The sequence below is a fragment of the Blautia sp. HA8986 genome (genome assembly GCF_056504635.1).
In genome coordinates this window covers 2,317,059-2,341,817 of the sequence record NZ_JBWLUQ010000001.1, presented here as the reverse complement: position 1 = coordinate 2,341,817, position 24,759 = coordinate 2,317,059, and the positions used below count along the sequence as shown (strand labels likewise).

At 46.1% G+C, this 24,759-nt stretch carries 14 protein-coding genes and 1 other annotated feature; of the genes, 12 read left to right on the top strand and 2 right to left on the bottom strand.

Annotated elements, in window-relative coordinates; translation table 11 throughout:
* Positions 1-59: 59 nt before the first annotated feature.
* Positions 60-3,431, top strand: coding sequence for an SNF2-related protein (locus AC04Q4_RS10845; protein WP_476388958.1), 3,372 nt, complete (start codon positions 60-62; stop codon positions 3,429-3,431).
* A 122-nt stretch (positions 3,432-3,553) separates the two neighbouring features.
* Here AC04Q4_RS10845 and AC04Q4_RS10840 read toward each other — a convergent pair whose 3' ends face one another.
* Positions 3,554-4,927: a sodium-dependent transporter gene (locus tag AC04Q4_RS10840; protein WP_476388957.1), complete on the bottom strand. Its 1,374-nt coding sequence runs from the start codon at positions 4,925-4,927 to the stop codon at positions 3,554-3,556.
* Positions 4,928-5,313: 386 nt separating this feature from the next.
* On the opposite strand from AC04Q4_RS10840, the gene AC04Q4_RS10835 reads away from it, so the two are divergent.
* On the top strand, positions 5,314-5,565 hold the full coding sequence (locus AC04Q4_RS10835) for a hypothetical protein (RefSeq protein ID WP_044961921.1): 252 nt from the start codon (positions 5,314-5,316) through the stop codon (positions 5,563-5,565).
* A gap of 5 nt (positions 5,566-5,570) precedes the next feature.
* Here AC04Q4_RS10835 and AC04Q4_RS10830 read toward each other — a convergent pair whose 3' ends face one another.
* A complete protein-coding gene (locus AC04Q4_RS10830) occupies positions 5,571-6,707 on the bottom strand; it encodes an FAD:protein FMN transferase (protein ID WP_476388956.1) in 1,137 nt (378 codons plus the stop codon).
* A 212-nt stretch (positions 6,708-6,919) separates the two neighbouring features.
* Here AC04Q4_RS10830 and AC04Q4_RS10825 point away from each other — a divergent pair, with 212 nt between their 5' ends.
* From AC04Q4_RS10825 to AC04Q4_RS10780, 10 genes are all read left to right on the top strand, one after another.
* Positions 6,920-7,798 carry a Cof-type HAD-IIB family hydrolase gene (locus tag AC04Q4_RS10825; RefSeq protein ID WP_178775485.1) on the top strand — a complete coding sequence of 293 codons (879 nt, stop codon included), beginning with the start codon at positions 6,920-6,922 and terminating at the stop codon, positions 7,796-7,798.
* Between the two features lie 157 nt (positions 7,799-7,955).
* Positions 7,956-8,585, top strand: coding sequence for a uracil phosphoribosyltransferase (gene upp, locus AC04Q4_RS10820; RefSeq protein ID WP_173738390.1), 630 nt, complete (start codon positions 7,956-7,958; stop codon positions 8,583-8,585).
* A 53-nt stretch (positions 8,586-8,638) separates the two neighbouring features.
* Positions 8,639-8,775 (top strand) — a sequence feature (ribosomal protein L10 leader region).
* Between the two features lie 52 nt (positions 8,776-8,827).
* Positions 8,828-9,337 (top strand): 50S ribosomal protein L10, encoded by a 510-nt coding sequence (rplJ, locus tag AC04Q4_RS10815; RefSeq protein ID WP_021652200.1) that lies wholly within the window; start codon positions 8,828-8,830, stop codon positions 9,335-9,337.
* Between the two features lie 75 nt (positions 9,338-9,412).
* Positions 9,413-9,787, top strand: coding sequence for a 50S ribosomal protein L7/L12 (gene rplL, locus AC04Q4_RS10810; protein ID WP_015526302.1), 375 nt, complete (start codon positions 9,413-9,415; stop codon positions 9,785-9,787).
* A gap of 136 nt (positions 9,788-9,923) precedes the next feature.
* Positions 9,924-12,671: a right-handed parallel beta-helix repeat-containing protein gene (locus AC04Q4_RS10805; protein ID WP_195456180.1), complete on the top strand. Its 2,748-nt coding sequence runs from the start codon at positions 9,924-9,926 to the stop codon at positions 12,669-12,671.
* 226 nt (positions 12,672-12,897) lie between these two features.
* Entirely contained in the window at positions 12,898-16,755 is a 3,858-nt protein-coding gene (gene rpoB, locus AC04Q4_RS10800; RefSeq protein ID WP_173738351.1) for a DNA-directed RNA polymerase subunit beta, read from the top strand.
* Positions 16,756-16,772: 17 nt separating this feature from the next.
* Positions 16,773-20,471 carry a DNA-directed RNA polymerase subunit beta' gene (gene rpoC / locus AC04Q4_RS10795; RefSeq protein ID WP_173738352.1) on the top strand — a complete coding sequence of 1,233 codons (3,699 nt, stop codon included), beginning with the start codon at positions 16,773-16,775 and terminating at the stop codon, positions 20,469-20,471.
* A gap of 102 nt (positions 20,472-20,573) precedes the next feature.
* On the top strand, positions 20,574-22,574 hold the full coding sequence (locus tag AC04Q4_RS10790) for a protein kinase domain-containing protein (protein WP_476388955.1): 2,001 nt from the start codon (positions 20,574-20,576) through the stop codon (positions 22,572-22,574).
* A 32-nt stretch (positions 22,575-22,606) separates the two neighbouring features.
* Complete coding sequence (locus AC04Q4_RS10785) at positions 22,607-23,422, top strand: PP2C family protein-serine/threonine phosphatase (RefSeq protein WP_173738354.1); 816 nt, start codon at positions 22,607-22,609, stop codon at positions 23,420-23,422.
* Positions 23,423-23,479: 57 nt separating this feature from the next.
* Complete coding sequence (locus tag AC04Q4_RS10780) at positions 23,480-24,706, top strand: hypothetical protein (RefSeq protein ID WP_173738355.1); 1,227 nt, start codon at positions 23,480-23,482, stop codon at positions 24,704-24,706.
* Positions 24,707-24,759: the final 53 nt, after the last annotated feature.

Genomic DNA, 24,759 nt, shown 5'->3' with positions numbered 1-24,759 from the left:
GAAATGGAAAGGACATGGCAGTTTCGTAAATTACTGAGCCTGCCAGAAAGGAAAGAGAAATGCTTAAACGTACTGCCATCCGGGCACTTTGCAATACAACTTCATATCAGAGAGGGCTTGATATTTACAGGACCGGAAAAAGAATTCAGTCCCTGGATATTAAGACAGAAGGAGCTGTAGATAAGGTTTCTGCAACTGTGAAGGGAAGCGGTCGAAATGTATACAATACAGGCTTTCAGTATGATGCAGAGGCAGACCGGCTGAAAGAGGTATACTGCGACTGCCCTGCTTTTCGCAGCTATTCCGGGATCTGCAAGCATTGTGTGGCGGTACTTATGGAGTACGGGGACCGTAAGGCTTACGAACGCGTGGAGGCAAGAAAACAGGAGGAACAGGCGGGCGAAGCCGCTTTGCTGCCTGGAATATCAGGAACGGGAAACATCGCGACAAAGACAACAATAGAATTAAAAAGTCTTCTTAACCGTCAGCTTTATGATCGTATGCTGCCGTTTTCCGGGGATCCGTATTTCGGACGGGTGGAGATTGAGACCTGCCTGAAATTTAAAGCGGTCGGAAACTGTTTTGTGATTGAATTCCGTGTTGGCTGCGAGAAGAAATATATCGTAAAGGATGTTCTGGCGTTCGTCTGGAACGTAAAACACAATGAGAAATTTTCCTATGGAAAAAACCTTGAATTTATTCATTCTCCGGAAGCTTTTGCCGAGGAGTCCAGAGAGGTGCTTTCGTTTATCATGGAATGGGTAGAGAACCATTATGGTACATATATGGAGCGTTATGAACAGCTGCAGCATATAAGCACGGAAGTGAAGGTAAGGGAGCTTTCCGTTGATACAAGAGAGCTGGAAGAGCTGCTTCTTATACTTGATAAGAGCAGTTTTAAATTAAAAATGAACAATGATCCGGAAACCACCTGGCATTCTGTAAGGGAGATTCCTGACAGAACCCTTGTGATCCGGAAAGAGAAAAAAGGTCTTTCCCTGGAGATCACGCCGATCTACAGTGTAACAGGTGTGCGTTATCATATGTATTTTGATGATGCAAAGGTATATCTGGTTTCCAGACAGGAGCTTGGGGCTGTAGAAGAGTTTACCAGATGCCTAGAACGGCTTCCGGCGGGCCGGGCATTTATTGACGAACCGGATGTGCCGTCTTTTGTGCGGGAACTTCTGCCTTCCCTGAAAAGATTCTTCCACTGCGAACTGGAGGGCTTTTCGGAAGATACAGAGCTTGAATGCTACAATGCAAAGTACGAGATCTATCTGGATGCTCCGGAACGGGACTGGATCACCTGTAAGGCATTTGTGAGCTATGGAGAAGATAAATTTTCGATTTTTGACCGAAGCGTGTCCGCGCAGACCAGGGATATCCCGGGAGAATTAGGTGTGTTTGCGATGCTGTCGAAATATTTTAACGGATACGATGAGCAGAGAATGGAACTGGCACTGGATTGCCGTGCGGAAAAAGTTGAAGCTCTGCAGGTTGGAGAAGCTGGCGTTTCGGAACATCAGGAGCCTGAAGAAAAGCTTTACCGGCTTCTTACCGAAGGGATTCCGGCAATGCAGAAGCTGGGGACCGTCTACATTTCCCAGGCGATCAAACAGATGCGTGTAACAAAAATGCCGAATATCCGGCTGGGAATATCTCTGTCAGCCGGACTTCTGAATCTGGATATAGATGTGGAAGGCATGGATCAGGCACAGCTTTTTGACATTCTTTCCAGATATGACCGCAGGAAAAAATATTTCCGCCTGAAGGACGGAAGTTTTCTGGATATTTCCGATGGGCAGCTGCGGGAACTTTCTGAGCTGAAGGACGATCTTCAGATCAACGGTAAAGAGCTGAAAAAGGGAAGAACACAGGTACCGGCCTATCGAGCCATGTATCTGAACAGTCAGCTGAAGGGCGGCGATCTGATAAAGGTGGAAAAGGACAATGCCTTTCAGGCGCTGATCCGAAATATGCAGACAATGGAAGAACATAAATTTCAGGTTCCGCCTCAGCAGGAAAAAATCCTCCGGGGTTATCAGAAAGAGGGCTTTTACTGGATAAAAACCCTGAAACATAATCAGTTCGGCGGAATCCTTGCAGATGATATGGGTCTTGGAAAAACGATCCAGGTGATCGCGTTTCTCTGGTCGGAATTTCAGGAATCGGCCCCGGGAGAAAACAGACGTGCGCTGGTGGTAACGCCGGCTTCCCTGGTATTTAACTGGATGAGCGAGATCGAGCGCTTTGCACCGGGACTTCCTGCCACAGCTGTTACAGGAGATGTGCGGGAAAGAAAAGCCATGATCAAAAATGCGGGAGAACGGGAAGTTCTGATCACCTCATATGACCTTCTGAAGCGTGATCTGAAGGCTTATCAGAAGCTGGATTTTGCAGTGGAGATCATTGATGAGGCACAGTATATCAAAAATCACGGAACCCAGGCTGCGAAGGCAGTGAAGGAAATCCGCTCGGAGTTCCGGCTGGCACTGACCGGAACTCCGGTGGAGAACCGGCTCAGTGAGCTGTGGAGTATTTTTGACTTTCTGATGCCCGGTTTTCTTTATTCTTATGAGAAGTTCCGCAAGGAGATCGAGCTTCCGGCTGTGCAGTATGGTAATTCTGAAGCTATGGAGCGGCTGCAGAAGATGATCCGCCCGTTTGTGCTCCGGAGACTGAAAAAAGATGTTCTGAAAGATCTTCCGGATAAGCTGGAAAAAGATATGTTTTCTCCGTTGGAGAGTGAGCAGAAGGAGCTTTATGAGGCGCACACAGAGAGACTTCGCCTGATGCTGAGCATGCAGACAGATGCGGAATTTAAGACTTCAAAGCTGCAGATCCTTTCGGAGATCACAAGGCTTCGTCAGCTCTGCTGTTATCCGGGGCTTGTATATGAAAATTATAAGGGAAATTCCTCCAAGCTGGATATGTGTATGGAGCTGGTGCAGAATGCTGTGAACGGCGGACATAAGATCCTGTTGTTTTCCCAGTTTACAACAATGCTGGATGAGCTGGCAGCCCGTCTGAAAAAAGCGAAGATTTCTTTTTACATGCTGACGGGAGCTACCTCCAAGGAAAAACGTGCACAGCTTGTGAAGGCTTTTAATGAGGATGATACCTCTGTTTTCTGTATTTCCCTGAAAGCGGGAGGGACAGGACTGAACCTTACTGCGGCAGATATCGTGATCCATTATGATCCCTGGTGGAATCTTGCTGTGCAGAATCAGGCTACAGACCGTGCCCACCGCATCGGACAGCAGAACATTGTCAGTGTTTACCGGCTTTTTATGAAGGACACCATAGAAGAACGCATCCGCGCCCTGCAGGAAATGAAACGGGAACTGGCTGACGAGATCTTAAGCGGAGAGGGAATCGGACAGGCACTGATCAGCAGGGAGGAAGTGCTGGAGCTGCTGGGCCGGTAAACTTCTTAATCGAATGCTGACTGCGAATACCCGCCTGACTCAACAAAAACACCCCCGATGGAAAACCGCGTGTGTAAATCATATACGCTATCCGTCAGGGGTATTTTATTTAAAGCTTTATTTTATGCAAAAAACTTATCGTATAGACCAAAGAAGAAAATAAACAGAATGATCAGTGGCAGGATATAAGTGATATATCCATGCATCCATTTCTGAATCTTCAGACCTTTTCCGGTGTTGGCTTCTTCTGTGAAGTTCTTCCAGCCCCAGCCGCGTTTGGAAACGCAGAAAAGCAGGTACACAAGAGAACCAAGCGGAAGCAGAAGGTTGCTTACCAGGAAATCCTCGAAGTCGAGAACTGCACCTCCGAATATCTCGAATCCACTCCAGCTCCATACGTTGTAACCGAGAACGCATGGCAGGGAAAGAAGGATGATAGCAACTGCATTGATAAGACTGGATTTTTTGCGGCTCCAGCCGGTAAGCTCCATTCCACAGGAAATAATATTTTCAAATACAGCCAGGATGGTGGAGAATGCTGCAAATGACATAAAGATGAAGAACAGGCTTCCCCAGAGTCTTCCAAGCGGAATGTGGTTGAAAATATTCGGCAGTGTGATAAAAATCAGGCTCGGTCCGGAGGTCTGGTCAACATTGAATGTGAAACATGCCGGGAAAATAATAAGTCCGGAGGTGATCGCAACGAATGTATCCAGGATAGCAATGTTCACGGATTCCCCAAGCAGTGCGTGATCTTTTCCGATGTAGCTTCCAAAGATTGCCATAGCACCGATACCGAGGCTGAGAGTGAAGAATGCCTGGTTCATAGCACCGGTAATGGTAGAAATAATACCGATCTCTTTCATACGCTCGAAATCCGGGATCAGGTAGAATTTCAGTCCTTCTTTGGCACCATCCATGGTAAAACTGTTGATGGCAAGAACAACCATGATCACCAGAAGAGAGATCATCATAACCTTGGTAACTTTTTCAAGGCCGTTCTGAAGACCGCGGGAGCAGACAAAAACACCTGCAATAACAACAACGATCATCCAGAATCCCATAGTAACGGGCTGGCCAAGCATGTTGGTAAACTGTCCTGCAATACCGTCGGAATCAAGTCCCTGGAATTTACCGATGGCTGTCATATAGAAATAATTCAGCATCCAGCCTGTAACAGTGGTGTAAAACATCATCAGGAGATAACATCCGATCAGAGTGACATATCCGTGGATGTGCCATTTCTGCCCTGGTTTCTCCAGAGCGTAGTAAGCTTTGACAGGGCTTTTCTGGCTGGCGCGTCCAACTGAAAACTCCATAGTCATAACAGGAAGTCCAAGAAGAGCCAGGAAGATCAGGTAAAACAGTACAAATGCACCGCCACCGCCCTGTCCGGCCATGTAAGGAAACTTCCAGACATTTCCGATTCCGATGGCACAGCCTGCGGAAATCAGGATGAATCCCAGACGGGATCCGAGTTTCTCTCTTTCTTTCATAATTCACCTCATGTAAATATGTATAGATCAGAGGGTGTTTGAAAAATCATTCCTGCCTTACAGAAAGCTTTTTCAAACATGCTCTGGCAGTCGGTAATTTTAAGGAGTCTGACATACCGGTATTATCCGGCAGAAAAATTACTTCATGGCAGCAGGGCTTACCGATTTGCTCCACCCGTAACTGTCGCTGAGTTTCTTTCAAGTAATACGTTAAAGTCACGGAGCTAATTCTATCATATTTCATGATTTTGCACAATAAAAATAACTTGCCCCACGCCCTTTTCTTGTGGAAAAAAACGCTTCGTGGTATACTGGAATACAGACTGGCGGATTAGGATGTCCGCCAGAAAATACGAGAAGGATTTTTCCGGAAAGGATCGTGGAGTATGCGTTTACAGAAAGTACAGGATGCCCTGAATAAAAAAAACATTAAATTCGAATACACAGAGGAGGACGGCTGCGGAAGCCTGGATTTCATGTTCCGTGGACTGAAGTTCCATGTATGGGAATATGAGGATAACGGCTGGGGAGCCGAGACGAATATCTATGCGGCCGGAAGGAGTGAGGATATTGACGGAGATTATGAGGAAAAGATCTCCGCAGAGATCCTTTCCTGGCCGGATATGATAAATAATTGAATATTTCAGGATTCCACATCAGTAACCCTGATTTCATCCCGGAATCCGTCCGTATAATGCAGTTCATAATCTTCTGTGATAAAAACGGCCTGCACTCCTTTTTTCTCCGCAAATTTCAGGCCGCCCTCCAGACCGAGTGCGAAGCAGGTGGTGCTTAAGGCGTCTCCGTCCACAGACTGGTCGGAGATGATCGTCACAGAGATCAGACCGTTATCATAAGGATAGCCGGTTTTGGGATTCAGGATATGATGGTATAATTTTCCGTCCTGCTTAAAGCATCGTTCGTAAATTCCGGAGGATACAACGGATTTTCCGGTGATATCCATAACAGCTTCAGTTTCGTTGCGGTCTGCAAAGGGTTTCTGGATGCCTACTTTGAAAGGGGTACCATCGGGCTTTGAGCCGATGCAGAGGACATTGCCGCCAAGGTTGATGATAGCACTGTTTACGCCTTTTTTTACCAGAAAATCCTTCAGACGATCTGCGATATAGCCCTTGGCAATGGCACCGACATCGAACTGGATATCATCAGAGGGAAGAGTGATATCCTGACAGTTAATGGTTACGCCATCAGAGCTGCACAGAGGGAGAGCTTTCTGAATATCTGCATCATCCGGAGCCTTCGGGTCTTCTGCTGTGAAATCCCAGAGAGAGGTCAAAGGCGCAATAGCGATGTCAAAGGCACCGTCGGATTCCCTGGTGATATCGAGCCCTTCGGAAAGCAGAGAGGCAAGGTCTTCGGATATATGCCAGGTGCCTGCTGTGCCGCTGACCGGATATGGAGTAGTTTGCCCAACGGCATTGGAATCTTCATCAGATGTATCTTTGCGGTGATTTAATTTATAAAGCTCGCTGTTCTCGTTTGTCCGGCTGAAGATCAGCTCATATTTATCGCACAGTGCCAGACAGTCATCCAGGAGAGCTTTATCTCGGGAATCGTAAATGGTAATCTGTACGGCTGTATTCAATTTGATGCTGCTGATACTGATGGGCTCATTTTCGTTGTTGAAGCTATCTGTATCAGTGATATTTCCACAGCCTGTGAAAAGAAGCATTGGACAGACAAGAACTGTGCACAATATTAAATAGAAGAAACGGGAATGTGAGTGGCTTCTTTTGGAATGAAAAAAATAAGTTGACATAATATTCTCCTGCTTTTTGATTGACTGGCTTAACTGAAGATTTATTATACCATGTATTTCTGAAATCAGAAAGGAATATGCCTGCTGCAAAAATCATTGTATTTTGCAATAATATAAGATATAATTTCTCCGAAAAAAGAACATATTTGCTATGGATGATATGGATCAGGATGATTGAGTGGAATTTTTACAGATAAAAGGAGAAATTTTTTATGATAAAAGTAATTGCAAGTGATATGGACGGCACACTTCTTGGTGATGACCACAGGATTGCACCGGAAACCCTTGCAGCGATCAGGCGTGCCTGCGATGCAGGAATCCGTTTTATGGTTGCCACCGGTCGGAATTTTCCCGGCGCCATGGAGGAACTGAAGGGAACTGATCTGACCTGTGATTATGTGGTGAGCAGCGGTGCGGAAGTACGCAATCCGCAGCAGGAGGTTGTAAAGAGTACACCGATTTCTATCGAGCTGTGTGAGGAGGTTTACAAGACGGCAAAAAAATACCCGGTATCGGTGGCATTTTTTACAGACCGTTACGATTACCGTATTGGAACAAAGAAAGAAATTGAAGCTGGAATCATTCAGCAGATCCGTCTTTTCAATATGGACATAGATACCAGCGAGGAAATTGTCCGGAAATCACCCCAGTACCGCAGGATCGCTGGAAACACGAAAGGGATTTCCGACATCCGTTCTCTGGAGAGCAGCGGTGCTCCGGTATATAAGATTTTCATTTTTGCGGCAGATGTGGAGCAGCTGGAGAAACTCAGTGATGAGCTGAAAGAAAATCCAGCCGTTGCAGTGGCTTCTTCCTTTATATATAATCAGGAGATCACAGCAGTGGAGGCGCAGAAAGGCCCGGTGCTGAAAGAATATATCGAGTCTCTGGGATATACCATGGATGAGGTGATGGTCCTTGGTGACAGCCTTAATGATTATTCCATGATCTCCATGGATTTCGGAGCAACCGTTGCAATGGAAAACGCAGTTTCGGAGATCAAAAGGGCAGCAAAATATATCACAAAGAGCAACAATGAGTTTGGCGTGGCCTATGCGATTGATCAGGTTCTGGAACGCCAGGGAAAATAGTTTTTCCCCCTTTTGAAAAAGTGTCATATATATTATAATGTAGAAAGATGAATACAGAAAAGCGAAAGGCCTGCGTTCCGGTGTATGAAGCAGAGTGGAATGAGAAGTTTCGTTTTACAAAAAACACAGACAAAGAGAGGAAATCACGATGGAAAAAATGGAAAATGTTTATATTATGGATCACCCGCTGATCAAACACAAAATTTCAATGCTCCGTGATAAAAATACAGGAACAAACGAGTTCCGTAAACTGGTAGAGGAGATTGGTATCCTGATGGGATATGAGGCACTTCGCGATCTTCCTACAGAGGAAGTAGAAGTTGAGACACCGATCGAGACATGCAAGACACCGATGATCGCAGGTAAGAAGCTGGCTGTTATCCCTGTTCTCCGTGCAGGTCTTGGAATGGTAAACAGTATCCTGACACTGGTGCCATCTGCGAAAGTTGGCCATGTAGGACTGTACCGTGATCCGGTAACACACGAACCACACGAGTACTATTGTAAACTTCCGGAGTCCATCGATGAGCGTATCGCAGTAATCGTTGACCCGATGCTTGCAACAGGCGGTTCCGGAGAGGCTGCCATTGATTTTGTTAAAAAACAGGGTGGAAAGAATATCAAATTTATGTGCATCATTGCAGCACCGGAAGGACTGAAACGTCTTCACGAGGCACATCCGGATGTACAGATCTACTGCGGTTCCCTTGACAGAGAACTCAACGAGAACGCTTACATTTGCCCGGGACTTGGTGATGCAGGAGACAGAATTTTTGGTACTAAATAAAAAGTTCAAAAAACTTCAAAAAAATACTTGACACACCCGGCACTGTTATGGTATTGTACCTAAGAACGCTGCCGAAGACAGTAGGTGCCGTAAGGCATAAGGATTAAAACGCCTACCGAGGTCCAAGTATTCTGAGTTAAGATTACACAAGGCCTTATTGCGAAGCAGTAAGGTCTTTTTTTAAAACAGATTGACTTATTGCGACGGCGGTATACAAAATCTATAAGGAGGTGTACCATTTCATGGCAAAAGTAGAACTGAAACAACCAATCGTAGAAGAGATCTCTAACAGCATTAAAGACGCACAGTCTGTTGTACTTGTAAACTACAGCGGTCTTACAGTTGAGCAGGATACAATTCTTCGTAAAGAGTTAAGAGAAGCTGGTGTTCAGTACAAGGTATACAAAAATACCATGATGCGTCGTGCATTCGAGGGTACAGCATTTGAGAGCCTCAGTGATCATTTACATGGCACAAATGCGATCGCTATCTCCGAGACAGACGCAACTGCTCCGGCAAGAATCCTTGCTAAATATGCAAAACAGTTCCCGGCACTGGAGCTGATCGCAGGTGTAGTTGAAGGTAACTACAATGATCAGGCCGGAATTCAGGCACTGTCCACAATTCCTTCAAGAGAGGAACTTCTTGGAAAACTGCTTGGAAGCATGCAGTCTCCGATCGCAAACTTCGCTCGTGTGCTTAATCAGATCGCAGAGCAGAACGGCGGAGCTGACGCAGCAGCTGCTGAGTAATCCCAGCAACGTGCAATTGGCGGCATAACGACCGCATGATTATTAATTAAAATTTATAAATGGAGGGAAATTAAAATGGCAAAATTAACAACAGAAGAATTTATTGCAGCAATCAAAGAATTATCTGTATTAGAGTTAAATGACCTTGTAAAAGCTTGTGAGGAAGAGTTCGGCGTTTCCGCAGCAGCAGGTGTTGTTGTAGCAGCAGCAGGTGCAGCAGGCGAGGCAGCTGAGGAGAAAGATGAGTTTGACGTAGAGCTTACAGAGGTTGGCGCTAACAAAGTTAAAGTTATCAAAGTTGTTCGTGAGGTTACAGGTCTTGGACTTAAAGAGGCTAAAGCTATCGTTGATGGTGCTCCGAAGGTTGTTAAAGAGGGCGCATCCAAAGCTGAGGCTGAGGACATCAAAACTAAACTTGAGGCTGAGGGAGCTAAGGTTACACTTAAATAATCCAATCAGAATAAGAGTTTTTGAGGCTGTTGTGCCTGCCGGTTTACCGGCGGCACAGCAGCTTCTTTTTTGTCTCTTGCTTTTTGGGAACAAAAGAAGGATAATGGAAAAACAGAAAGAGGGATGAAATATAAATATGAAGAAGAAAATGTTGGCCGGTGTTCTGGCTGTGCTTCTGGGACTTGCAGAAGCTTCGTTTCCGGCTGCGGCACAGAGTACGGTTTCAGAAGAAAATATAAGCAGTGCAGAAATACGGGAAGCATATTCCGCAGAAAAACCGGTTAATGCGGAAATGCAGACTGAAGACCCGAAAAAAGCGATCCTTGCACAGGATGCAGCGATGGAGCAGCAGGAGGATCTTGAGGATGAAGAAAATATGCCTGCCCGGGAACCGGATCCGCTGGTTCTTGATGATGACGGAAGTGTGGTTCCTGCGTCTGTTGCAGCGTGGACAGATGAAGACGCTGAACCGGAAACAGAAACTGAACCGGCAGAAAAAACTGGAATACAGGACCCCGGGGAAAGTGCGGCACAGGAACCGGAAGAAGAGATTTTTTTCGACGGAAATACAGACGGGACGGTGGAAGAGGCCGGTGCGTCAGAGAATGAAGTGTCGGCTGCTGACGAGACAGCGGATGAAAATGAACAGGCTGATCCACTGGAAGAAATACAGGAAACCGCAGATTCAGAGACAGCAGGAACTTCCGGTGAAGAACTGGAACAGGAGCCTGAGCAGGCCGGTGTACAGGAAGACACACAGAGCTCAACTGATGCAGAAGCAGCTGGAATTTCCGGTGAAGAACTGATCCGGGAAGCGGATCCTGCCAATATATCAGATGCTTCATCAGATGACACATCATCGCAGGAAGCTTTCACCTCAGGAGAAGGCGGGAATGAAGAATTTTCAGATGGAGATACTGGTGAAGGGGAAGTTGATGGATACAGAGTGCGGACTCTGAAAATAAAAAACGGTCAGGATATCACTGCGCCACTGAATACTTTATTCCTGAAGCTGAAAGACAAGGCTACATCCGTCTCTCCGTACAAGATCATCATCCCACCGGGGGAATATGTGCTGACAGGTACACTCTGTATGTACAGCAATATGTATTTATATGCACAGGGAGCTACGATCACAAAAACGTCAGATACCAAGCATCTGATCCTCAGGCTTGGAAATACGAAAGAATCAAAAGGTGGATATTCCGGCTACAGCAACATTGTGATCGATGGAGGAAAATGGGATTTTAATTATAAATGTGTAAAAGGCAAAGATGAACCAGGTGGTTTTGTAGGCTTCTGTATAGGACATGCCAATAATGTGGTTATCAAAAATGCTACGTTCCTCAATAATCTGAAATCTCATTTTCTGGAATTTGGTGGCGTAAAAAATGCCACGGTCACGGGCTGTACATTCCGGGGATATTATAAAAATTATGTAAAAGGCGGCCAGGAATGCATTCAGATCGACTGCTGTACTGATGAGGATAATGTTTTTCCTCAGTATATGCCTTATGATGGCAGTACCTGTGAGGATTTTCTGATTGAGGGGAATACATTTGAGAATGTTTTTGCAGGAGTAGGCACGCACAGCATGATGACAGGAAAGACGTACAGGCGTATTTTTGTCCGGAATAATACCTTCCGAAATATCAGAAAACGCTGCGTTGAGTTTCTGAATTACGAAAACTCTGCAGCAGAAAATAATACGATGATCAATGTGGGGCTTGGCGTGGAAGTTTCTGCTGTGAACAAAAAAAACACCCATCTCATCAGAGGATATAAAGGCGGACCGGATGTGAATGCCGACAGAAAGATCCGGGTGACAGGAAATACGATCAGCCTTGCAAATACAACGAATATTGGCGGAACAGCCTGGATATGCAGTGGTATAAAAGTTTATGGTTACAGCATGAAAGAAACAGGGGGCGTGATTCCGAAAGGAATCTATCCGGTGAAAGGAGTTACGGTAAAAAACAACCAGGTTTCCGGCTATGGAAACGGCATCAGTATGAAGCTGACAAATACAGTCAATGCTTCCGGGAATCAGATCAAAATGAAAAGGACCTCTGCATTTTCCAATCTTGGGATTTATGCAGATGATTCCAGAGGTACCTGTGTTAAACAGAACACAGTATCAGGAACTGCGAATGCAGGAATTTATTTTGGCGACCATGTGTATGGTGTCGATTCGAAGCAGAAGAATTATATCAGTGGAAACAGCGTAGTTTCTGTTGGGGGAGACGGAATTTTTCTGCAGGCAACAGGTGCGGCATCAAGAGTGGAAAAAAACTCAGTGAGATCTTCAGGCTGTTCGGGTATCCGTGTGGATTATGGAAAAGTTGTGGGGATTTACAGGAACACTTCTTCGTTTAACCGAAATCAGGGGATCAGGATCGAGCATACAAAGGGAAAGATCTGGATCCGGGACAATCAGATTTTATCCAACAAAAAGAACGGAATACTGATCTGGAAAGCGAAGATATCAGAACTGAACCGGAATACTCTTGATAAAAACAGCGGAAATGGAATTTATCTTAATGAGTCACAGGTTCAGGATATAAGATCCAACGCCATATCCGGGAATGTGAAAAGTCAGGCCATATATGCAAGCGGCTGCAAAGGCTGGGCCAGTATCGGCCGTCCGGTCTGTAAAACTGTTACATCAAAGAGCACTGCGATAAAGGGAACAGCATCCGGCAGCCGCAGCGTTACGGTTTATGTGCAGAAAGCCGGAAAGCTCACAAAGCTTGGCACAGCATATGTAAATAAGAAGAAACAGTTTACGATCAAAATAAAAAAACAGAAAAAGAATACAGCTATGAAGCTTATCTCAAAAGATAAATATGGAAATACAGTAACCATCGGCTGTACTGTGAAATAAGAATGTGCGACAAGCAAAATATTCTGTTTCGGATATTCAGATATCGTCTGTATAAAAGGAACAGAATATTTTTTTGGAAAAATGTAAAAAAATCAAAAAAAGTTCTTGACACGCTTTTTTTCTTATGTTAAAGTGGAGGATGCTATATTATGGCTAGATATGCCTGCCTAAAGGTCAGGCGGGATCATGTTGTAATAAATAATAAAAAAACAGGGGTGAAACGTCAATGGAAAAAAACAGAATTCGTTCTGTAAAAACTGGAAAAAGCATGCGTATGAGCTACCAGAGGCAAAAAGAAGTCCTGGAAATGCCAAACCTGATCGAAGTTCAGAAAGATTCCTACCAGTGGTTTCTTGACGAAGGTTTAAAAGAAGTATTTGATGATATTTCTCCGATTGCAGATTACGGCGGAAAGCTCAGTCTGGAATTCATCGATTTCACATACGATGAAAAAGATGCAAAATATTCCATCGAGCAGTGTAAAGAACGTGACGTGACTTATGCCGCACCTTTGAAGGTTCGAGTAAGGCTGATCAATAAGGAAACAGAAGAGATCAACGAACACGAGATTTTCATGGGAGATTTACCGCTGATGACAGCTACAGGTACCTTTGTTATCAATGGTGCTGAGCGTGTTATTGTCAGCCAGTTAGTACGTTCCCCTGGAATCTACTATGCAATCGCTCATGATAAACTTGGTAAGAGACTGTTTTCCAGTACTGTAATTCCGAACAGAGGTGCATGGCTGGAGTACGAGACAGATTCAAATGATGTATTTTATGTACGTGTAGACAGAACAAGAAAGGTTCCGATCACTGTTCTGATCCGTGCACTGGGCATTGGAAGCAATGCTGAGATCATTGATCTGTTTGGTGAAGAGCCGAAGATCCTTGCCAGCTTTACAAAGGATACCTCCACAAACTATCAGGAAGGTCTCCTTGAGCTGTATAAGAAGATCCGTCCGGGCGAGCCGCTTGCAGTAGAGAGCGCAGAGAGCCTTATCATGGCAATGTTCTTTGATCCGAGAAGATATGACCTTGCCAAAGTAGGACGTTATAAATTTAATAAGAAGCTTCATTTCAATAAACGTATCGTAGGCCACAAGCTTTCTCAGGATGTTGTAGACACAACAACAGGAGAGATCCTTGCTGAGGCTGATACACTTGTTACAAAAGAGCTTGCAGATACACTGCAGAATTCCGCAGTTCCGTATGTGTGGATCCAGGGTGAGGAGAGAGAGATCAAGGTTCTTTCCAGCCTTATGGTTGATATCCGTCACTATCTGCCGGAGCTTGAGGATCCGAAGTCCCTGGGTGTTACAGAATTAGTATACTACCCGGTACTCGAAAAAATTCTGGAAGAAAATGACACATTTGAGGACAGATGTGATGCGATCAAACGTGATATCCACGACCTGATCCCGAAACACATCACCAAGGAAGATATCCTTGCGTCCATCAACTACAATATGCATCTGGAGTACGGCCTTGGAAACGATGATGATATCGACCACCTGGGCAACCGTCGTATCCGTGCTGTCGGTGAGCTGCTTCAGAACCAGTACCGCATCGGTCTTTCCAGACTTGAGCGTGTGGTACGTGAGAGAATGACAACACAGGATACAGAGAGTATTTCTCCGCAGTCCCTGATTAATATCAAACCTGTAACTGCAGCAGTGAAGGAGTTCTTCGGATCTTCCCAGCTGTCACAGTTCATGGACCAGAACAACCCTCTTGGAGAGCTGACTCATAAGAGAAGACTTTCTGCACTGGGACCTGGCGGTCTGTCACGAGACAGAGCCGGATTCGAGGTTCGAGATGTACATTACTCCCATTACGGAAGAATGTGCCCGATCGAGACTCCTGAGGGACCGAATATCGGTCTTATCAACTCCCTTGCATCTTATGCAAGAATCAATCAGTACGGTTTCGTAGAGGCTCCGTACAGAAAAATTGATAAAACAGATCCTTCCAACCCGCGTGTAACAGATGAAGTTGTATACATGACAGCGGACGAGGAAGATAATTATCATGTAGCACAGGCGAATGAGCCGTTGGACGAAGAGGGACATTTCCTTCATAAGAACGTTTCCGGTCGTTACCGTGAGGAGACACAGGAGTACGAGCAGCATATGTTCGATTACATGGACGTATCTCCGCGAATGGTATTCTCCGTTGCTACAGCCCTGATTCCGTTCCTGCAGAACGATGATGCGAACCGTGCTCTGATGGGATCGAACATGCAGCGCCAGGCCGTTCCGCTTCTTACAACAGAGGCTCCGGTTGTTGGTACTGGTATGGAGACCAAGACAGCCGTTGACTCCGGTGTATGTGTTGTTGCAAGAAAAGCAGGTACAGTACTTCGTTCCACATCTACAGATATTTCCATCAAGAATGATGACGGAACCAAGGATGATTACCATCTGACCAAATTTATGCGAAGCAACCAGAGCAACTGCTACAACCAGAGACCGATCGTGTTCCAGGGTGAGCATGTTGAGGCTGGACAGGTTATCGCTGATGGTCCGTCTACATCCAATGGTGAGCTTGCACTTGGTAAGAACCCGCTGATCGGATTTATGACCTGGGAAGGTTATAACTACGAGGATGCTGTTCTTCTCAGTGAGAGACTTGTACAGAACGATGTTTATACATCTGTCCATATCGAGGAGTATGAGGCAGAATCCCGTGATACCAAGCTGGGACCGGAAGAGATCACACGTGACGTTCCGGGTGTCGGCGATGACGCTCTGAAGGATCTGGATGAGCGTGGTATCATCCGTATCGGTGCTGAGGTACGTGCCGGTGATATCCTTGTTGGTAAGGTTACTCCTAAGGGAGAAACAGAGCTTACTGCTGAGGAGCGTCTCCTTCGTGCCATCTTTGGTGAGAAGGCAAGAGAGGTACGTGATACTTCTCTTAAGGTACCACACGGTGAATATGGTATTATCGTAGATGCCAAGGTATTTACAAGAGAGAACGGCGATGAGCTGAGCCCTGGAGTAAATCAGGCAGTACGTATTTATATTGCACAGAAGAGAAAGATCTCCGTTGGTGATAAGATGGCTGGTCGTCATGGTAACAAGGGTGTCGTTTCCCGTGTACTTCCGGTTGAGGATATGCCATTCCTTCCGAACGGACGTCCGCTCGATATCGTGCTGAACCCTCTGGGTGTACCTTCCCGAATGAATATCGGACAGGTCCTGGAGATCCACTTAAGCCTTGCTGCCAAAGCACTTGGCTTCAATATCGCAACACCGGTATTCGATGGCGCAAACGAGGTTGATATCCAGGATACTCTGGAGCTTGCCAATGATTACGTTAATACGGAAGACTTCGAGGAATTCCGTGAGAAATATAAAGATGTTCTTGCACCGGATGTTATGCAGTACCTTGATGAGAACAAAGCTCACAGAGCACTTTGGAAGGGCGTTCCTATTTCCAGAGACGGTAAGGTAAGACTTCGCGACGGACGTACAGGAGAGTACTTTGACAGTCCTGTAACAATCGGTCATATGCACTACCTGAAACTGCATCATCTGGTAGACGATAAGATCCACGCACGTTCCACAGGTCCATACTCCCTGGTAACACAGCAGCCTCTGGGTGGTAAAGCTCAGTTCGGTGGCCAGCGTTTCGGAGAGATGGAGGTTTGGGCACTGGAGGCATATGGTGCTTCCTATACACTGCAGGAGATCCTGACAGTGAAGTCTGATGATGTGATCGGACGTGTTAAGACCTATGAAGCAATCATCAAAGGCGACAACATTCCTGAGCCAGGTATTCCTGAGTCCTTTAAGGTTCTTCTTAAAGAGCTTCAGTCCCTTGGTCTGGATGTACGTGTGCTCAGCGAGGACGGATCAGAGGTACACATTATGGAGACTTCTGATTACGGAGATACAGATCTTCGTCATGTCATCGAGGGCGATTCCAGAGGACGCAGAGATGAGGAGTCCTTCGGTAAACACGGCTATACCAAGCAGGAGTTCAGCGGAGAAGAGCTTGTCAATGTAGAAGAAGATGAGGACATGGAAGACGAGGATGACATGATCGAGTTTGAAGAGTCCTTTGATGATGAGGAATAAGAAAGGGGAAAGAATACATGGCAGAAACAACGAACGCCAATGAAACATATCAGCCAATGACTTTCGATGCCATCAAGATTGGACTGGCGTCCCCTGAGAAGATCAGAGAGTGGTCACACGGTGAGGTTTTAAAACCTGAAACAATCAACTACAGAACCTTGAAACCTGAAAAGGACGGTCTTTTCTGCGAAAGAATTTTCGGACCGAGCAAGGACTGGGAGTGCCACTGTGGAAAGTATAAAAAAATTCGCTATAAAGGCGTTGTCTGCGACAGATGTGGTGTTGAAGTAACCAAATCTGCCGTTCGTAGAGAGCGTATGGGACACATCGAGCTTGCAGCTCCGGTGTCTCATATCTGGTACTTCAAAGGAATTCCGTCCCGTATGGGTCTGATCCTTGATATTTCTCCGAGAACACTGGAGAAAGTGCTTTACTTTGCCAACTATATCGTTCTGGATCCAGCAGACTCCGGACTTATGTACAAACAGGTACTCACCGAGCGTGAGTACCAGGAAGCACGTGAGTCTTACGGTGAAGGATTCCGTGTAGGTATGGGTGCTGAATCCATCATGGAGCTTCTGCAGGCTATTGATCTTGAAAAAGATTCCGAAGAGCTGAAAGCAGAGCTTGTAGATGCAACCGGCCAGAAACGTGCAAGAATCATCAAACGTCTTGAGGTTGTGGAGTCCTTCCGTGAGTCCGGCAACCGTCCTGAGTGGATGATCATGACTGTTATTCCGGTTATCCCGCCGGATCTTCGTCCTATGGTACAGCTGGACGGAGGACGTTTTGCAACATCTGACCTGAATGATCTTTACAGAAGGATCATCAACAGAAACAACCGTCTGAAAAGACTTCTGGAGCTTGGTGCTCCGGATATCATTGTCCGCAACGAGAAGCGTATGCTGCAGGAGGCTGTAGATGCCCTGATCGATAACGGACGCCGTGGACGTCCTGTAACAGGCCCTGGAAACAGAGCTCTGAAATCCCTTTCCGATATGCTGAAAGGTAAATCCGGACGTTTCCGTCAGAACCTTCTTGGTAAACGAGTTGACTACTCCGGACGTTCTGTAATCGTCGTAGGACCTGAGCTGAAGATTTATCAGTGTGGTCTTCCGAAAGAGATGGCTATCGAGCTGTTCAAACCATTCGTTATGAAAGAGCTTGTTGCCAACGGAACTTCCCACAACATCAAGAATGCCAAGAAAATGGTAGAGAAACTTGAGCCGGCAGTATGGGATGTCCTTGAGGAAGTTATCAAGGAGCATCCGGTTATGCTTAACCGAGCACCTACACTGCATCGTCTGGGTATCCAGGCGTTCGAGCCGATCCTTGTAGAAGGTAAGGCGATCAAGCTTCATCCGCTTGTTTGTACTGCGTTCAACGCTGACTTCGATGGTGACCAGATGGCCGTACATCTTCCGCTTTCCCAGGAAGCACAGGCAGAGTGCCGTTTCCTTCTGTTATCACCGAACAACCTTCTGAAACCGTCAGATGGTGGTCCTGTAGCCGTTCCTTCACAGGATATGGTTCTTGGTATCTACTACCTGACTCAGGAGAGACCTGGAAATAAGGGTGAAGGCAAGTTCTTCAAGAGTGTCAACGAGGCAATTCTTGCATACGAGAACAAGGTCATCACACTCCAGACAAAGATCATTGTCCATTGCCATAAGACAATGCCGGACGGAACTGTTTTAAGCGGTAATGTTCATTCTACACTGGGACGTTTCCTGTTTAACGAGATTCTTCCGCAGGATCTTGGATTCGTAGACAGAAGCGTACCTGGAAATGAACTGCTTCTTGAGGTTGATTTCCTTGTAGGTAAGAAACAGCTGAAGCAGATCCTTGAAAAGGTTATCAATACTCACGGTGCAACAAAGACAGCCGAGGTACTTGACTCCGTTAAGGCTATGGGTTACAAATACTCCACACGTGCAGCCATGACCGTATCTATTTCCGATATGACCGTGCCGCCGCAGAAGCCGGAGATGATCAAGCAGGCACAGGATACTGTTGACCGTATCACAAAGAACTACAAACGTGGTCTTATCACAGAGGAAGAGCGTTACAAAGAGGTTGTTGATACCTGGAAGAAGACTGATGATGAGCTTACAAAAGCACTTCTTACAGGTCTTGATAAGTACAACAACATCTTCATGATGGCTGACTCCGGAGCCCGTGGTTCCGATAAGCAGATCAAGCAGCTTGCCGGAATGCGTGGATTGATGGCTGATACAACCGGTCATACAATCGAGCTCCCGATCAAGTCAAACTTCCGTGAAGGTCTTGACGTACTGGAGTACTTCATGTCCGCTCATGGAGCCCGTAAAGGTCTTTCCGATACCGCTCTTCGTACAGCCGATTCAGGATACCTGACAAGACGACTTGTTGACGTATCCCAGGATCTGATCGTTCGTGAGGCAGACTGCTGTGAGAACAGAGCAGAGATCTCGGGTATGGTTGTTCGTGGATTCATGGACGGAAAAGAAGAGATCGAGAGCCTTCAGGAGCGTATCACAGGACGTTTCTCCTGTGAAACAGTTAAGAATAAAGACGGAGAAATCCTTGTTAAAGCAAACCACATGATCACACCGAAGCGTGCAGCCCGTATTATGAAAGAGGGCGTAAGCAACCAGACAGGCGGACCGATCGACAAACTGAAGATCCGTACCATCCTTTCCTGTAAGTGCAAGGTTGGTGTCTGCGCAAAATGTTATGGTGCAAACATGGCTACCGGTGAGCCGGTACAGGTTGGTGAGTCTGTTGGTATCATCGCAGCACAGTCTATCGGTGAGCCAGGTACACAGCTGACCATGCGTACATTCCATACCGGTGGTGTTGCCGGTGGAGATATCACACAGGGTCTTCCTCGTGTCGAGGAGCTTTTTGAGGCAAGAAAGCCAAAGGGTCTTGCGATCATCACAGAGATCCCGGGTGTTGCCACTATCAACGACACTAAGAAGAAACGTGAGATCATCGTAAACGATCCGGAGACAGGTGATTCCAAGACTTACCTGATCCCATACGGTTCCCGTATCAAAGTCCTTGACGGACAGGTTCTTGAGGCCGGTGACGAGCTGACAGAAGGTAGTGTAAATCCGCATGATATCCTGAGAATCAAGGGTGTTCGTGCAGTTCAGGATTACATGATCCGCGAGGTTCAGCGTGTATACCGTCTGCAGGGTGTTGAGATCAACGATAAGCATATCGAGGTTATCGTTCATCAGATGCTGAAGAAGATCCGTATCGAGGATAACGGAGATACAGAGTTCCTGCCGGGAACACTTGTTGATGTCCTTGACGTTGAGGAAGTTAACGAGAAGCTTGAGGCAGAGGGCAAACAGCCGGCAGAGGGCAAACAGGTTATGCTTGGTATTACAAAAGCATCTCTTGCAACCAACTCCTTCCTGTCAGCAGCATCCTTCCAGGAGACAACGAAAGTCCTGACAGAAGCTGCTATCAAGGGTAAGATCGATCCGCTGATCGGTCTGAAAGAGAACGTTATCATTGGTAAACTGATTCCTGCAGGTACAGGTATGAAGCGTTACAGTGAGATCAGTCTCGATACAGGAATGCCGGAAGTAAAGAATGCTTCTGAGGAGCCGGAGGATATTGAGGATATTTCCGTAGAGGAAGATGCGGCTGAGACTGCTCCGGAAGAAGAGACCGCTGCTGTTGAAGAGACAACAGAGGAAACTGCACCGGTAGAAGAATAAGTCGAATACCTTGCTAATATAAACATAATCTCCCCCCGGAATTCCGGAGGGAGATTTCTGTATATTGGGAGCATTTAACATTCTGAGAGAGGAGGGATTGCGATGGACAAGGAACTGCCAATTTCCCCGTGGCCTGAGTGGAAGATCATAAGCAAGATCGGGGAAGGATCTTTTGGAAGAGTATACAAAGCTCAGAGAACAGAGAAGGGACGTTCTTTTTACTCGGCAATTAAGATAATCACAATCCCCGCCAGTAAAGGGGAACTGGATAGTGTGCGCTCAGAATCCGGTGATGAGAAATCCGTTCGCGATTATTTCGAAAACCTGGTTGAGGAGTGCATTCAGGAAGTAAGCACCATGGAGTATTTCCGGGGGAATTCCCACATTGTATCTGTTGAAGATTACAAGGTTATGGAATACCTGGATGAAATCGGATGGGATATTTTTATCCGCATGGAATATCTCACAAGCTTTATGGAATATTATGCGGGAAAAAATCTCACAGAAAAAGAAGTGATGAAGCTCGGCATGGACCTTTGCAAAGCACTGGAATACTGCGGACAGCTTCACATCATTCACAGGGATATCAAACCTGAGAATATTTTTGTATCCAGGTTCGGGGATTTCAAACTGGGTGATTTTGGAATCGCCCGTGAGCTGGAAAAAACAATGAGTACCCTTTCCAAGAAGGGAACTTATTCTTATATGGCACCGGAGATGTACAGGGGAGAAAAGTACGATAACAGAGTGGACATCTACGCACTTGGACTGGTGCTTTACAAGTTAATGAACCATAACAGACTGCCGTTTCTTAACCTTGAGAAACAGCTGATCACATACCGGGATAAGGAGAATGCCCTGACGAGAAGAATGTCCGGGGAAAAGCCTCCGGCACCAGCAGATGCGGGAGATGCTTTGGGCGGAGTCATCCTGAAGGCCTGTGCCTATGACTCAGGAGAACGTTATCAGACGCCACGTGAGCTCCGGGAAGCATTGGAAGCCATCCGATATGGAACAAAAGTGCAAAAGGAAGCTGGCAAAACAGCGCAGCCGCTTCGGAAAGAAGCGAAAGAACGGTACGTTCCTGAATCAATGCCAAGGTTCCTTCAGGAGGGAGCGGTAAATCAGCTGGCAAGAACAAGCCAGATAAATACAGAAGCTGTTCGTGAGGCAAGGCGAAATTATGTACAGAAATCCAAAGCTGCCGGAACTGGTCAGTATAGTCAGCAGGATAATCCATCAGCAGGAATGTCAGACCGGAACAGGGCTTATGATAATGTACAGGATTCAGCGCAGAATACTGCACAGAGTTCATTTGCATATTCCCGGAAACCTGTTTCCGGAAGGACAACACCGGAAAACGAAAGCAGATCTGTTTCACAGTTAAAGAGTCAGGGACAGCAGAATTCCGGTATAAGAAGAACCGGAGCTGTGCAGCCAAAAGTTACCACAATAGAAGATCTGGAGAATAATCGGGACCAGGATCTGCGGGAATGGAAGAATCCGGTGTCTGACAGCACTGAAAAGGAACCGGACAGAAAGAATCGAAAAGGTTTTTTCAGGATGATCATAACTGCTGTTGTGGTCATCACCCTGATCGGAGGAATTCTTATAGCACGAAATGTTTTGGAATCTGCGGACAGCGGAAATCAGGCTTCTGCGGAAGCTGACGATTCTGATGCACTGAACAGTGGGAATTTCGGAACAACAGATAGTACTGACAAGAGTTTTACCCAGGCAATGGAAACCATACGTGAGCATGCAACAACCATAGAAGAGGCTCTGGACAGTTATAAACGTGAAGGCACAGAGGGGGAACGCCTGCGCTTTTATAATCCGTCAGGAGAGATTGCCAAAGTGCTTGTCTACCCGGATCAGTCCGCAGATGGTGTTTATGAGGAATATTTTTACTGGGGAGAGCAGATGTTTTATACCTATGTATGGAACGGTGATGAGAATCAGTATTTCTATTATCAGGACGGCCTTCTGATACGCTGGATCGATAAGGATGGAAAAGTCCATGATAAAGAAAGTGACAATGACAAATATGTAGAACTGGGAGACAAATACTGGAGCAATTCCGTTGTGGAGCTGCAGCAGTAATTGTTAAAAGGGTTTTTACGAAAGGAAAAAGAATGGCCTATCAGATTGATTATGCGTATACATGCCACACCGGGAAGGTAAGGGCTAATAATGAGGATAATTTCTGGTGCTGCGGTGTGCGCCTGCCGGTGCACAACCAGGGAGTTGATGGCATCCTGGCAGGTCATACACAGCACTGGCAGCTACCTGTACTTGCTGTTTTTGACGGCATGGGAGGAGAGAGCTGCGGTGAGATGGCAGCCTCTGCAGCAGTGGAAGCACTGGGTGGATTTTACGAGGAGAATCGGAGGAATCTTCGAAAGGAACCTGTGGATTTTCTTACAGGGGCCTGCGAAAATATGAATGAAGCAGTATGCCGCTACAGCAGAGATAACCGTATCAGCAGCATGGGAACTACAATGGCGCTGCTGTCCTTCAGTGAAAAGGCAATCTATGCCTGTAACCTGGGAGACAGCCGTATTTACCGCCATTTTCGGGGAAAACTCCAGCAGATTTCCACAGATCATGTGATCGGTGGGAAGATGCTGGGAAAAGCACCTCTGACGCAGTACCTTGGATTTCAGGAAGAGAATGTGGCACTGGAGCCGTCCATTGTGGAGATCGGTTATCAGGATGGAAGCAGCTATCTTATCTGTTCAGACGGAGTGACAGATATGCTTTCTGATGAGGAGATCCAGGCAGTTCTGGCTAAAAATTCCACAGCAGAAGAGAAGGTGGAAGAACTTCTTGGAGCAGCTCTGGAAAAAGGCGGTCGGGATAATGTGACAATGGTCCTGGCTCAGATCAGCGGCTATGAAGAAAAAAATCCTCTCAAAAGATGGGCAGAGCGGCATAGCACCGGGCGGTAACAATACCGGCCTGGCAGTTCTGCCGGGGAGTAATAAAAGGGATAAGGAGAATCTAAGATGAGAAATCGAATGCAGGATCTTGATTTTGAACAGACAGTTGCCTTCGATTCTGTGAAGGACTTTGAATTTACAAGAAAGGCGGCGCAGAAATTTCGCCAGGTTGTCAGTCTGGATTCCTTTGAGGATGAGGATGCTGACGTTATTTTTCATTATCTTTATAAAGAAATGGAGCTTGTATCCTTCGGTGACTATCTGAAGAGATATGTTTATGAGAGGGCAGAACTTGAGGAGCCTTTTTCTCAGGTGCCCCAGGAGGTCTATAAGGAGATCGTAGTGGAATCCTTCAAGGAAACTTACACACCGAAATCCATGTCCCCCACATCAGCCAAATTAAGTTCGCTGGTGAACAACTGGCTGACACAGGCTTCTGTGAAACGTGAGACTGTTTTTCTGCTGGGATTCGGTCTTCGCATGAGTACGGAGGATGTGTCGGACTTCCTCACAAGAGTGCTCCGTGAGCAGGATTTTGATTTCCATAATCCGGAGGAAGTAATCTACTGGTATTGCTATCAGAACCATCTGGGCTACTATAAAGCAGAGGAATACAGAGAAACCTACAAGAACCTTGCTCCTGTGGAAAAAAAGACCGGAGAAGTTGTTTACGGTACAGGCCTTTGTCTGGACAGCGAGGAGAAGCTTCTGGAATATCTGGCATTTTTAAAAGGCAGATGTGATGATCCTATGTCTGAGAAGAGCCAGGCGTTCCGGGAATTTATGGTTCTCCTGGAGCGTGCAAAGAAGATCATTGCAGCGATGTATCAGAAGGATGAAGAAGAGAACGGCGGCAAAAAGATATGGAAGCCTGAGAACATAAACGCTTCAGATCTTGAGAAGGTTATCTGCAGCGGAATCCCGATCAATAAGATGGGAAATCTTAAGAAGATGTCAGCTTCTATTCTGACAAAACATTTCAGCCAGAAGCGTTTCAGCCGCCAGAGGATCAATAATATCCTGAACCATAAATTTCCTGTGGAACGTTTTGATCTGATCACGCTGGAGTTTTTTGTGATCTCGCAGGAGATGGCAGATGATGATCCATATACCAGATACCGACATTTTCTGGATGAGATCCAGGGGATTCTGGCCCGCTGCGGAATGGGTGAAATTTACATAGTAAATCCATATGAATGTTTTATTCTCATGTGTCTGCTTACGGACTGTCCGCTGGCAGTATTCTCTGAAATCTGGGAGAAGTCCTACGAAGAGGGGGAAGAGAAGAATTAAAAAAATGATACGTCATAAAGGTTCTGTATGAACTCTGAATGGCGTATCATTTT